The 12,863-nt window shown below is 41.6% G+C and carries 13 protein-coding genes; 5 read left to right on the top strand and 8 right to left on the bottom strand.

Annotation, left to right across the window (positions count from 1 at the left end):
* Positions 1–10: 10 nt before the first annotated feature.
* Entirely contained in the window at positions 11–1,030 is a 1,020-nt protein-coding gene (locus tag NST25_RS03665) for a glycoside hydrolase family 88 protein (RefSeq protein ID WP_076128555.1), read from the bottom strand.
* Between the two features lie 422 nt (positions 1,031–1,452).
* On the opposite strand from NST25_RS03665, the gene NST25_RS03660 reads away from it, so the two are divergent.
* A complete protein-coding gene (locus NST25_RS03660) occupies positions 1,453–2,394 on the top strand; it encodes an AraC family transcriptional regulator (protein ID WP_340393335.1) in 942 nt (313 codons plus the stop codon).
* 22 nt (positions 2,395–2,416) lie between these two features.
* Here the strand turns inward: NST25_RS03660 and NST25_RS03655 are convergent, their stop codons facing one another.
* From NST25_RS03655 to NST25_RS03640, 4 genes are all read right to left on the bottom strand, one after another.
* The gene (locus NST25_RS03655; protein ID WP_076305253.1) at positions 2,417–3,175 is read right to left on the bottom strand and encodes a hypothetical protein; all 759 of its coding nucleotides are present in this window, start codon (positions 3,173–3,175) and stop codon (positions 2,417–2,419) included.
* Between the two features lie 252 nt (positions 3,176–3,427).
* On the bottom strand, positions 3,428–4,150 hold the full coding sequence (locus NST25_RS03650; protein WP_076305254.1) for an MBL fold metallo-hydrolase: 723 nt from the start codon (positions 4,148–4,150) through the stop codon (positions 3,428–3,430).
* A 114-nt stretch (positions 4,151–4,264) separates the two neighbouring features.
* Positions 4,265–4,834, bottom strand: coding sequence for a hypothetical protein (locus NST25_RS03645; protein ID WP_076279454.1), 570 nt, complete (start codon positions 4,832–4,834; stop codon positions 4,265–4,267).
* Positions 4,816–5,181, bottom strand: coding sequence for a helix-turn-helix domain-containing protein (locus tag NST25_RS03640; RefSeq protein ID WP_076219486.1), 366 nt, complete (start codon positions 5,179–5,181; stop codon positions 4,816–4,818). Before NST25_RS03640 ends, NST25_RS03645 begins: the two co-directional genes overlap by 19 nt.
* Positions 5,182–5,372: 191 nt before the next feature.
* Here NST25_RS03640 and NST25_RS03635 point away from each other — a divergent pair, with 191 nt between their 5' ends.
* Positions 5,373–5,906, top strand: coding sequence for an NAD(P)H-dependent oxidoreductase (locus NST25_RS03635; RefSeq protein WP_076190093.1), 534 nt, complete (start codon positions 5,373–5,375; stop codon positions 5,904–5,906).
* A gap of 73 nt (positions 5,907–5,979) precedes the next feature.
* Here the strand turns inward: NST25_RS03635 and NST25_RS03630 are convergent, their stop codons facing one another.
* On the bottom strand, positions 5,980–7,146 hold the full coding sequence (locus NST25_RS03630) for a DUF4317 domain-containing protein (protein ID WP_076185135.1): 1,167 nt from the start codon (positions 7,144–7,146) through the stop codon (positions 5,980–5,982).
* Between the two features lie 202 nt (positions 7,147–7,348).
* Complete coding sequence (locus tag NST25_RS03625) at positions 7,349–8,881, bottom strand: MFS transporter (protein ID WP_076128539.1); 1,533 nt, start codon at positions 8,879–8,881, stop codon at positions 7,349–7,351.
* A gap of 249 nt (positions 8,882–9,130) precedes the next feature.
* Between NST25_RS03625 and NST25_RS03620 the strand changes: the two genes are divergently transcribed.
* Complete coding sequence (locus NST25_RS03620; RefSeq protein WP_076128537.1) at positions 9,131–9,583, top strand: Lrp/AsnC family transcriptional regulator; 453 nt, start codon at positions 9,131–9,133, stop codon at positions 9,581–9,583.
* Positions 9,584–9,745: 162 nt separating this feature from the next.
* On the opposite strand, the gene NST25_RS03615 is transcribed toward NST25_RS03620, so the two are convergent.
* Entirely contained in the window at positions 9,746–10,870 is a 1,125-nt protein-coding gene (locus NST25_RS03615) for an FAD-binding oxidoreductase (RefSeq protein WP_076128535.1), read from the bottom strand.
* Positions 10,871–11,039: 169 nt separating this feature from the next.
* On the opposite strand from NST25_RS03615, the gene NST25_RS03610 reads away from it, so the two are divergent.
* The gene (locus NST25_RS03610) at positions 11,040–12,227 is read left to right on the top strand and encodes an ABC transporter permease (RefSeq protein ID WP_076185138.1); all 1,188 of its coding nucleotides are present in this window, start codon (positions 11,040–11,042) and stop codon (positions 12,225–12,227) included.
* A gap of 46 nt (positions 12,228–12,273) precedes the next feature.
* Positions 12,274–12,813 (top strand): helix-turn-helix transcriptional regulator, encoded by a 540-nt coding sequence (locus tag NST25_RS03605; RefSeq protein ID WP_339812181.1) that lies wholly within the window; start codon positions 12,274–12,276, stop codon positions 12,811–12,813.
* Positions 12,814–12,863: the final 50 nt, after the last annotated feature.

Raw genomic sequence — 12,863 nt, 5'->3', positions numbered from 1 at the left:
TGGATCCCTCCTATTTAAGCATATCGGATAGAAAAGCTAATGCTAAGCCTTGCCCCCAGCCTTGAATCCAGTCTTTTGGAATATTGCGGTATCCTTCCCGATCCTTCATAACCGCTGTTCCGCCAGAGACACCCAGTACCCGTCCATCTTCACTGATATTGTTCAAAATACCTTTCAGGGCTTTTTGCACATATTTGGTATGCAGCGGATTGCCGTTATTGATCATAGCAGCCGCAATGCCGCAAGACGCGGATACTTCTTCATAAGACTCCTCGTCATCGAGTACTGTCCGCCACAGGCCGTTCTCCGTTTGCACCAGCTTGAGTGCGGCCAGCTGATCGCGCAGCGAACACTCCACGTCCATACACTGCGGATACAGATACCATTCTTTCAAAAGCTTTTTAACTTGCGACATGGTGTATGCGCCCCAAGCATTCGCTCTGCCCCAGAATAGTCCAGACATGTGATCCTGCTTCACATTATTATAGCCGTGGTACCAAAACCCGCTGCTAGGATCTTGCAGGTATTTGATATGCCAATAATATTGGTTCAAGGCATCTTGAATCATTTCCTGATCCTTTAATTTGCTTCCTACACGGAGCAGGAAAAATGCCGCCATAAACAAGGTATCCGCCCATGCCTGTTCTGGAAAATCATTAGAAATAGAGACGGTATGCTGCAACACATGATCTCCGAATCTAAGCGCATTGTTCTGCAGATAATCTACTTTGCTCATCACAATATCCCAATATTTCTGATTGCCTGTTTCCTCATACAAAGTGATCAGCATATGGCCCATGGCACAGGTATTTACCGTCCAATCCGGCAGACCCAGCTCGATATATTCATCTGCCCACTGGACAAGCATATCCAAATACTCTTTATTTCCTGTAGTTTCATAAGCTCTGGTTACCCCATAATAAGCCACACCACAAGGCCAGTCCCATGTTAAATCCATCGCCATTGTTTTTCTGACCACTTTGTCGATGACCCTTAAAATCTCTTCTCTGTCATAAGTTAATTGAAGCATCTTGTTTCTCCTCTCTTTCGCACACGCCCCCAAAGGCGCTTGAGAGCTGTCCGTCCATATTGTAAACGCTTTACTAACTCTATTGTAAGTAGTAAAATGGTCTGATTCTAAGCATATTCATAAATAAACTGTGCAATTTCAACCATTAACTTTTGTTCGCTATATCTTGGAATTAGCCGCGACTACAGAGAATATTTGGACTTCCGGCCGCTGTTGTCGTAAGAATTTCTTGATTTGTAACGCTATTAGCGGTTGAAATCCGGAGACAAAGGCGGACGCTACGCCCCTAAAGTTCCAAGATTCTCCTCCGCCACTTTTCCTCAAATTGTATAATATCAAGATCTCTTTATATAGTTGAATTTGATATAACGTTAACCTATAATCTACTCAACCTACGTAATAAGAATGGGAGTATTGAGAATATGCCCAGAAAAAAGAAGCCCATCATTGAATACCGCCACTACAGCTTACCGATAAACTTTCCTATCTTGCTGTTAAGCGGTGAACGTTGGAAGATTTCTGATATTAAAAGTGAACATCTGCATTTCCATAATCATTTGGAGATTGGCATTTGCCATTCGGATAGCGGCATCATGGAGATCAAAGGAGAATCTGTGCCTTTTAAAGCCGGAGATGTGACCTTCATCCCTAGGTATCTCCCTCATACAACTTATAGTTCGCCGAATGAAGCCAGTCTGTGGTCTTATATCTTTTTTTCGCCTGAGGATCTTTTTCAGCAATCCTTCAAGAGCGCTTACAGCAACTTTGAGCCGAATCTGTGGGCAATAAAGGGAATGAACTGTATTTTGAACAAAGAGGAACATCCCAAGGTTTATACCCTTGCGACATCGGTCGTGGAGGAATTGAAACAAAAAAATCCTTACTATCAAGAAAGTGCTTACGGCTTATTATTATCGCTTTATATAGAGCTTCTTAGAATTCATTCCCGGAATGAACCCTTGGTTAATCAAGACACAGAGCATAGCCTGAAGGGCGATTTTGTCATCTCACCCGTTCTGGAATACATCACTAAAAACTACATGATGCCGATTACCATCGATTTTTTAGCTGATCTGTGCCACCTAAGTACCACTCATTTCCGCAGGAAATTCCATGAGATTATGGGGTCCGCACCTCTCGACTTCCTAAACAGTACCCGTATTGAAGAGGCCTGCAAGCAGTTAAAAAGTACGGATGATTCCATTCTCTCCATCTCTGAGCAAGTCGGTTTTCAGTCCATATCCAGCTTCAACCGATGTTTCTCCAAGCTTATGGGTGAGTCACCTAAACAATGGCGTAAAGGCGCACAATCCGAAGCACAATCCGCTAAAGCGTCTATATTGGAATTTACGGGGTGGGTATGATCCATTTATCCATTGGTCTATTCTAGATCATCTTTCTCCCGATCGTTTTATATAACATGGTTCTTATCTTCTTTAACTGCGCAAAGTTTTCTTCAAATGAAATGCTGTGGGTCAGTGCCAGCCCTTTTGAGAAATCTTTTTTATATAGAAAAATTGATTCCAAATACAAACCTATGACATGAATCTGATTCCAAGTAGGATAACTTGAATGATGATAGAAGACAGTCAGCGTTTCTAATGCATAAAAATTATGACACCATCTCGCTTCCTCCATTATGTACTTCATTGCCGGTCCATTATTGTTAATCATTATGTCTCGGAATTCATCTAAATGATTAGGCTGAACATCGACATATTCAATTGCATAAAATGGCTTTACATGCCGTTTTCGCGCGCCTTCCCCTGGTGTAGGGTACGTGCTGTTTGGTGTGGTTACAAGTAACTCCATACGGATTGTTTCGAGCACGAAAGGTATATTCACATTTTTTAAGTTAGGTAAAATGAATTCGGCATCTTCTTTTTCCTTGATCTGCATTAGGATAAGATAATCCCATATAATGAATTCCCCATGTTTTTCGGCTGTTTTGTTATGACTGTAAACTGAAATATCCTCCACAGCATTATTTTGAGTCATGGATCCTAGAACGTCTGTGAGTTGGCTCTTTATTTCTTTTTTCATATGCTTTTTATACTTCTTATCGACTCCGATACTCCAAGCAATATAGTAAGTATCATTTTGTGGTGTCAGTTTTAGATTCTCTACGCTTATTTTCTTATCCATTTCTGTTTCCCTTTCTGTACAAGTCCCCAGCCATCGATGTATAATTCGTCTAAGATTTCTAATAGCTCGGAAGGGGTCTGAAGCAAGGCTGCTTATGGTTAATCGTAACGCTGCTTCCCAATAAACGCAAATAAGCCCCCTCTATGAACTGCCCCATCAGGCACAACAAAAAGGCATGCGTCCGGTACACTACCGAATTCATACCTAACAAGTCGCCTAATAAAATAAGCTGTTATGTGATAAGGCTAGCCTTTACTTGACCTCACAAAATCTATTTAACAAGGGAATGATTTGTTCCTTGCTCATAGGGGCGTCGTGCCCCGGGATATACGTAGTAAATGAAAGAGTGGATAAAAACACAATATATTCTTTCATTTTTATCGGATCAATTTTACCTTCTCCATGATAATAATCCCCGCTATGTGCATCGCCTGCGAATAATACTCCCGCTTCTTTTATATATACAACACAAGAATCGTCTTCATGTGGCCCTCCTACCTTTATAATCTGGCAAGTGGTGCCCCCTAAATCCAGCGTTAAAGCATCCTCGAACATAATATTTCCTGTGCTAACCTTAATCTTATCAAACGTATCATATTCTTTTTTCATACAGTTATAGGCGAATTCTATTTCTTCTTTGGTCTCTAAGCGTTTTACAACAGCTTCTTCATCCCATTCCCATTCTTTCAGGCGCTGTAGTGCCTCATTCGTTGCTGAAGAGACTATAGTTCCCCCGTCAAAAGCATGCATACCAAAGGTATGATCCCAATGCCAGTGCGTGATCAAAGCATATTTGGGACGTGGCAGATTGTTATCATCTAAACACTTTATAAAGGCATCTAAATGCGATTTTGAATTACCACAATCAATCATAATTGAAAAGCTGTCACCTACAACATATCCCAAAACAGGTCTGTCTGTTTCTCTGACGTTTTCTAAATAATAAATAGAGTCATTTATTTTTTTGAGTTCCATCCTATTTTCTCTCCTTTATGGATACAGGCTAAAGTTACGCTCTATGGAGGAGATGATTACCTATTTATAATGGATGAAGCAGGTCCCATTGGGCAAGGGAGAGTTTAGTTATATTCACAATGTACTACGCCGTAGTTCATAAAAATATTGCACAATCGGATGCTTTAACTGCATCTTCTCGCTCATGTTTAAAATCCGCTTTTTCCCAACCCGTCTGTCCACTAAAGCCAGAATATTCAATAAGATATCATCGCTCTCTATGCTTTCCTCTATAGAAGTAGATAGAAACTTATTAGCTATAACGATAAAATTCGATTTACTTAATGAGGTCTGTGCTGATAAAAGCTCCTTTGCAACTTCTGATATCTTTCTGCTTCTTGCAATGACTATTAGACGATCCTCCGGGATGATCCCTTTACTATCTTTTCTAACCGCTTCGATGTCTTCAGGGTGGATTGGAATTTGGAGTTCTGAATCATTCTTAATCTCCTGCTCCGTCTGATACCATCTGATTGAGCTAGTTCTATCATTCATATTGAGTACGTTCTTTTTATCTACCGAAATATAACAGCTCCCTGATTTATCAGGTAAATAACGGTAGCTGCTTGCGCGATATTCAACCTTGCCGGATAACGCGGGACATAGAAAACTCTCCAGTTGTTGCTTTAATTTGCTCCAGGACATGTATCCTCCAACAAGACGATCTCTTCTCCTCGTCCTTGTCTTATTTTTATATTTTCTTTCCCCCAAGAACACATAACATCCACGATCTTATTGGCTGTAACGCCATATTCCGTGAGGCTGTATTCAACTTTTGGCGGCATCTGCTGGTACACGAATCTTTTGACAAGCCCATCCCTCTCAAGTTCACGAAGCTGCTGGATCAGAACCTTTTGTGAGATGCCTTGAATATTACGCTGTAATTCACTTGTTCTTTTGGTACCGGACATCAAAAAGCAAATGATCAAAGCTTTCCACTTTCCGCCGATGATTTCTAGTGTTGCCTCTATCCCTAAATGATATTGTTTCATAGAATAACACCTCGTTCATGCTGATCAAATTAAGCTTACTCAAAACTTCATTGTTGCATATATTTTTTTCGGAGTCCAGTACACACCTCGAAGTAACCATCTTACTTTATTGTGTGTATTTTCTTTTTTTACAACCTGCAAGATAATAATAATATTCATAAATAATATAGGCCTGAGAATGGAGATTCATCATGAAAACACTAGTGATTTTGGCGCATCCGAACCTTGAGAATTCGAGGGTCAACCAGCGCTGGAAAGAAGAACTGCTGTTATATCCCAACGATATTACCCTTCATGAGATTTATAAAGAGTATCCTGACTGGAATATTGATGTTTCTAGAGAGCAGAATCAAATGGAAGCTTATGACCATGTGATCTTTCAATTCCCGTTGTATTGGTACAGTTATCCGCCGCTATTAAAAAAATGGTTTGATGATGTGTTGGCTTACGGATGGGCTTATGGATCAAACGGGAACAAGCTTAACGGGAAAAAGTTAGGGTTGGCCCTATCCATCGGTGATAAAAAAGAAAATTATCAGCCAGCGGGCTCTGTTTCTTTTACCGTAGACGAAGTGATCGCACCCTTTAAAGCCAGTGCCAAACATGTAGGCGCAGAAGCCCTACCGTACTTTGCTGTTTTTGGAGCTTCATTCCAAGCCAGCGATGAAGAAATTAATACTAGCGCAAAAGAATATATCGAATATATCTTTAATCACCGTATTTGACACAAAACAAATTGGGCTATCCTTAGTCTTGTTCAAAGACTTTAAGGATAGCCCATAGCATTGTTGAAGCGGTCTAAAGATTCTCTGTAGTAAGTGTGAAGCCTTCGATCACGGCATCTTCGTCAACCTCAATCAAAATGCAGCGTCTCCCATGATAATTCACTTGCTTCACATATTTTAAATCCTGCGGGCTGACCGAAATCGTAGCTACCTTTGTATCGATCTTAATCGATTTGGTAGTGAATTTCGGCATTACGCTGCTCGCCTTCATCTCATAATGCTTATCGTCAACGATCGTTTCAAACGCCCGTTCCACTTTTTCCATTGTCACGTTCTCTACGCCACTTACCGTTAGTACACGTTCCAGGTCTCTATAATCGAGCTTTGGAGGTTCTTCCTTATCGTCGTTGGTTTCGATGACCTGATGGATCTCCTCGTACACCTGTGCGAGAGTGGTTGCATCAAGCTGTTCGCCCGCCACTTCCTTCACGATGTCTTCGAATATAGCTCTCTCTTCCAGTGCTGTCATGGATCTTTCGGCATTCAAGACCTCTCCGACAAAATGCGGATCTGGAAAGTTCGATTTCCCCGTACAATACAGAATGCGGTTCACATCGGAATAATTGTCCGTCACACTTGGGTAAAAGAAACCTTGCTCCGGTGTGCTTAACTTGACGATCGGATCTACAATGACATTGTACTTGAACTCCCGCTCCACGTAATCAAACAAGAGAGCCTTCCGTTGTTTCTCCGTGGAATTCACGCTGCATAGGATAAAAGGATGCGCGAATAATTCGTTTTTCTCACTTTCCTCGGCTTCATCGTTTCTATCTTTAGTCGGGCGGAAATACTGTCCTCGAACGAAAGTGATCACCGTATCCCGTTCATAATGAGTATCCGCCATCATTCTGTCCACCAACAGTAGCATCAGGTCCTGCCATTCATCTGGATCCCCTGTCACCAAAGCTTGATGAAGCATCACCTGCGCTGGCTCCTCCGCTTCCGCTTGAAACTTCAACTCGAACAATTTCTGATCCAGTTCACCGGTCAGGAGTTTTTTGAAATTGCCCATATACAGCTCCTGCTTCTCTCTGTCCACCATTCCAAATGGCTGGCGCTCCCAATGATAGATCTCGTTGCTTTCCTTCATAATATACACGTTGAGAATATCGTAAATACTCATTAAATCGTGATCCAGCTTAAATTGCTTGCGTATATGCGCGACTTCTTTCTTTATCATGATTCGTTAGACAACTCCTAGGAAGATTAATTGGTCTTTTCAGTATAAAGGATAAAAAAAAGCTTCGCTAGAAGGGGTTTTTAACGTTACTTCATTTCAGTTTTGTTCCAAAGCAATAATACAACGACTTTACGTGATAATACTAGGCGGCTTAATCAGTTGAGACTCACGAATCGCTTGTGGGCGCGATAGTCTTCACTCTCTACTTTTGCAACAATGCTCTCTTGGGTCCAAAAATTATAAAACTGATCGCGGCCAACACCCAGACACCAATACCGCCATAGAGCATCACCAAACCAAAGCCGTGTACAAGCGAGGCATGGACGATAGCTCCAGATGCATCCAGTGAAGATAGTTCTGGAAAACCCTGATTGAGAGACGAAGTGTTTCCGGCAGCTGTTTTTTCGGCCAAAGATCGCAATTGTAAAACATCGACAGTCTCAGGAAAAGCTTTCTTCAAATAAGAAAAGATGCCTTCCTGTAAAATGAAGCCCATTACGGCAATGTTGATGGCTAGACTGATTAATCTGGCACTCATGTCTATGCCGGAAGCCATACCTGCACGAGTACTAGGTACCGAGCCGGTAGTCGTGTTGGTGACAGGCGTGTTGGTTAATCCCAGCCCAATACCAGCCAACAGAGAGCCGGGGAGCATAGTCAACCAGCTGGCGTGATCACCGCTGCTGCCATACTTCATCAAAATGAAGCCCAAGCCGATAACGAATAGACCCAATGGGATAACTATGCGCGGTTGGTAGCGGAGCGAAAATCGCTCTGCCAGAGGCGGAATTACCAGGGTGGGCAGTGCATAAGCCAGAACAGACAACCCGGCACTTACGATGTCGTAATCAAGCCCGCTCTGGAAATAAATTGGAAGATAGATCATGAATGGCCAAAAACTGAAATTCATCCCGACGGAGCCAAGGAGAGCACCAGAAAAATTACGTATCTTGAATACGGAAAAGTCGAACATTGGATGAGCACTGTGCTTCTCCGCAAATAGAAATACTATGAAACTTATTGCCACTGCAACAAGGATGCTGAGGGATGCTGTACCTCTAAAACCAAGTTCCGACCCTTGTGTGATAAAATAGACCAGGCCAAAAACCGTCAACGAAAGCGTGACGATGCCGATAATGTCCAGCTTTTTTGCCTGTGGATCGCTGGACTCCTCCACGCCGCTGAAGACAAGGATCAAAGTAAAAAGGGTCAGCGGGACATGGACCAGAAAAACCCAATGCCAGTTCAATACAGCCACGATCATACCGCCAATGATAGGTCCAAAACCGAGACCGATACCAAACACGATCCCCCATGTGCTAAAGGCTTTGCTGCGTTCTTCTCCTTTCTGAAACCGATGTGAAAGAATGGCTATCTGGCAAATCTGCATCGCGCCAGCACCCACGCCTTGAAGGAACCGGCTGGCGATCAGAACCGATGTGCTTTGCGCCAAGCCACAAATCAAAGATGTAATACCGAACAAGATAAGGCTGATAATAAAAATACGCCTCCTTCCATACCGGTCAGCCAGCGTTCCAACAGCCATCAGAACTGTCGCACAGGCAATGGTGTAGGCGTTCATAATCCATTGCATATCCTTGAGGCTACCGTGCAGTACCTTTTCCAGGGTAGGCAGTATCACAGGCACACTGGAAATTTCGAGGCCAAACATCAATGCGGACAAACATATAGCAGCTAATGTGATTATATTTTTGCGGGAGTGGGAGAGTCTCATTGGGAGTTTCCTCCAGACTCATCAATACGTGCCTGTAAATCTTCTGTACCTACTTTATTTAAATCAAATTTTCTCAATGGTAGCCATCCTCTCTAACTTTCCAAGTGTAGATCATCATTTTGGTGAGAGTCATATTATATAATGTAAATTATTCATTTTACATATTATAATCAATCAATTATGATGATTTAACAAAGTAATTAAAGGAGTTTTAATGAATTACCTTAAATATAAAGGAGGCTATCCAAAGTGGATCATGTAGACAAACAAATTCTCTTCTATCTTCAAAATCAAGCGAGGATTTCAATGACAGAACTGGGGAAATCCGTAGGTCTGTCTCAACCTGCGGTTACGGAACGAGTTAGAAGAATGGAAGAGAAAGGAATCATTGAGGAATATCGCACCATCATCTCCCCTGAAAAAATCGGGAAAAATACGGCAGCCTATATGTTGTTTCGGACTAGAGACTGCCTGGCATTTCTTGACTTTGTCCATGCCTCTCCCCAAGTTGCCGAGTGCCACCGTATAAGTGGAGAACACAGCTATTTATTAAAAGTAGTGACCGAATCTACACATGCTCTTGAAGAGTTTGGCAATCAATGTGATAAGTATGGAACCTATACGATCCTGATTGTTATGTCTTCACCGATAGATCATAGATTTCTCATTCATTCTCTCGAAGAGGCATCTAAAGTTGACTAATGCCAAGCAGAAGGACAACGAGTTTACAGAGAAGTAGCTTTATTAAGAGCGTCTTACAATAAGCAGGAATAAATGTTTAGTTAAAAAAAACGACATCTCTGTCGTTTTAAGGAATACGTATGGTGGCACTTTAGCGGATCGAATCGCTGACCTCCTTTTTTACTACTCATTTATCGCATGCTCTAATGCATAGTCTTCAAGCTGAATATCTACCTGTTGATTCATGGCCAGCTTGGCTAGCTGCTCACCAAGAAAGGGTCCCATCGTTAATCCGGATGACCCTAGTCCATTAGCAACAATTAGTTTATTCCATCCTTGAACCCTGCCCAACACGGGAAGAAAATCTGCTGTAAATGGACGGAACCCTACTCTTATCTCATTTAGGCTACAATCCGCAAGACCGGAAGCCGTTTGCAGACCTTTATTTAGAATTTCTTGCATTCCTCCTGCGGTTACAGCAGTATCATAACCTACGACATCATTTTCGTGAGTAGCACCTACCACGATATTTTGATCCGCAAATGCGAGTATATATTGATCTGTAGGCGGCATTACCACAGGCCATTGCTCTGTACTCGCTTGTTGAGCAAGCTTCAAATGCATAATTTGAGCTTTTTGATAACGCACCTGAAGCATGATCCCAAGCGGATGAAGCAAAGCGTTAGACCAAGCCCCTGCGCACACAATCACTTCATCCGCTGTGAATGTCTGTTCTCCTACACTAACCCCTTTAATTTCATGTTCATCATGTTCTAAAATAGCATCGCCCTCAATCATTTGCGCACCATTACGCTGAGCAGCCCTTAGCAAAGCATCACGTAATTCACGTCCGTTCACTCTTGCTGCACCCGATACATGCAGCGCATGGTAACCTTCCGACAATAATGGAAACTTCTCTTGCGCTTCAAGATCCGTCAGCATCGTAAGTTCCCCTATTTCAGGGGCGTCCTCTCTGCGCAGCTCCGCTCTTTCTTTCATCGCGAGTAACTTTTTCAAATCCTCATGGATACATATCGCTCCAACTTTTGCGTATCCAGTCTCGGTTTCTCCAGCCTCTTCCAACTCTTGAATAAGTGCCGGATAAAAGCTTGCTCCCGCTTTAGCAAGACGATACCATGCTTTGTTTCTGCGTTGAGACAACCATGGACAAATAATCCCTGCTGCTGCATCCGTTGCTTGTCCAACATCCTTACGATCTATAATGATGACCTCAGCACCTAACTTACTTAGCTGATAAGCTGCTGAAGCCCCTAATATGCCTGCACCAATTACAATAACCTTGTTCATATTCGAAGTCCCTTCAGTTATTCATTTTTTTAATCATTCACTACTTACCCATTGTATCTTAAATTTGACATTTCTAATGAATTATCGTACTATAAATTTCACTCAGTTAAAAGTACTTTAATTGAAGTACTAAAATAAAAGCGCTATTCAGAAGAAAGAAGGAATACAGTTGAAGTTTTCACAGTTTTTGAAGTCCAAAGGGGCCATTGGTTCTATTTTTATGGGTGTGTTCTATGCCATTGCGATGCTTGGAATTTTCTTACCAGGGTATACAGCACTTCCAGGAAACATGGATGATTTAAAAATTGCTATTGTCAATGATGATGCAGGTCAATATGGGGCTCAGATTTCGAGTCAGTTCTCGGAGAGCTTACCATTCAAAACGATAAAAACCGATGTATCGAATAAAAAAGCGATGGATGAATTAGAACATAATAAGTTAGCTCTAGTTGTCCATATTCCAGAAGAATTTTCAGCCAACGTTCAAAGCGGTAAGGTATCCGCAAGTATTGATTTCACAGTCAACGAAGCTTCTGCCACCATGGTATCTTCAGCCATGTCTTCCGTTGTAGGAGAAATTAACAAACAATTAAGCGCGAACTTCTCAGAGCAAACCGCAAAAGGTGTGTTAATGAACTTTAACGTACCAGAAGAACAAGCCACCGCAATGGCTACACAAATTGAAAATAGCTATGTCGGGAATTATGTTGTCATCAATGATGTTCCGGACGGCATGCACAACAACATGTTACCTATGTTCTTAACTATGGCTGGTTATGTTGGGGCAATGATTGCCTCCATGCAATTAGTTGCTTCTTTTAAAGCAAACCGCGGGAAAGCAAGCAAGACAAAACTGTTTATGTTCGTTCAATTCACAGCTTTATTAATCGCTGTATTATCAACAGTCGTTGCTTTAACCATTGCCTTCTCTGTTGCAGATGTAGACCTATCCTTACTGTTACCAGTTGCTGCTCAACAAATTCTAATGTATATGGCTGCATTCAACGTGTGTGCGATTATGGTCTTCCTAGTTGGCGAAGGCGGTATGGTCTTAAATATTCCAATCCTGCTCATGCAAACCATCGCCAATGGTGCTACCATGCCTCGTGATATGATGTATACACCATACGATTGGTTCGGCCGCATCACCCCGATGTATTATTCTGTGCAAGCTTATTTGGCACAAATGTTTGGTTCCATTAGTCCAGCACCCTTCTTATGGGGATTAGCAGGCGTATTTGCCGGGGCTATGATGATTAACATTGTAATCGTCCGGTTTGTTCATAAACCTGTACCTGTGACTAAAGAAACTATACTGCCCGTTGAAGTTAAAAATACAGCTGAAATAACCGCCTAGGTTTGGTAAGATAGAGTTTAGCCAACAATTAGGAGTGGGTTCTGTGATGTCAATTCAAATTTATATCTTAAGTAAGTTAATGGATGAAAATAATTATCCTTATAAATTAAAAAAAGAACTATCCACCCCTATTCCTTTTGATAAATTGCTCAATCTATCTGAAAGCAAACTGTATTATCACTTTGAATCTCTTACGAAACAGGGCTTAGTTGAACAGGTAGAGATCATCAAAGAAGAACATCGTCCAGACAAACAGGTGTTTTCCATTACCGATAAAGGGCGCAAGCAGCTCCCGCTCAAAATTTATAAGGTAATAGAAGAGGCAGAATCTATTTCAGATATGATTGTCGCTCTTGTGAATCTTCGTTTTGTAGAGACTGATAAAGTGATCCCGATTATCGAGAAGAAAATTGAACAGTCACTTATAAAAAAAGATCAATTAAATCAAATCTACCAGCAAATAGATGTAGATAGCTCCACTCGTGAAAGTGTAGATTTCATGGAAAGCTACTACGCTTCTCAACTTGAGCAATCTATACACTGGTGGAAAGTTCTTTTAGAAAAGCTGAAAACGAAAACGATATAAAAAAGAATGCCTTGGATTATAGCATAATCAAGGCATTCTTTTTTTATTTC

This window comes from Paenibacillus sp. FSL E2-0190 (genome assembly GCF_037992965.1).
GTDB classification, from domain to species: domain Bacteria; phylum Bacillota; class Bacilli; order Paenibacillales; family Paenibacillaceae; genus Paenibacillus_AQ; species Paenibacillus_AQ odorifer.
The sequence above is the reverse complement of the archived record's forward strand: the minus strand, read 5'-3'. Positions and strand labels throughout refer to the sequence as shown.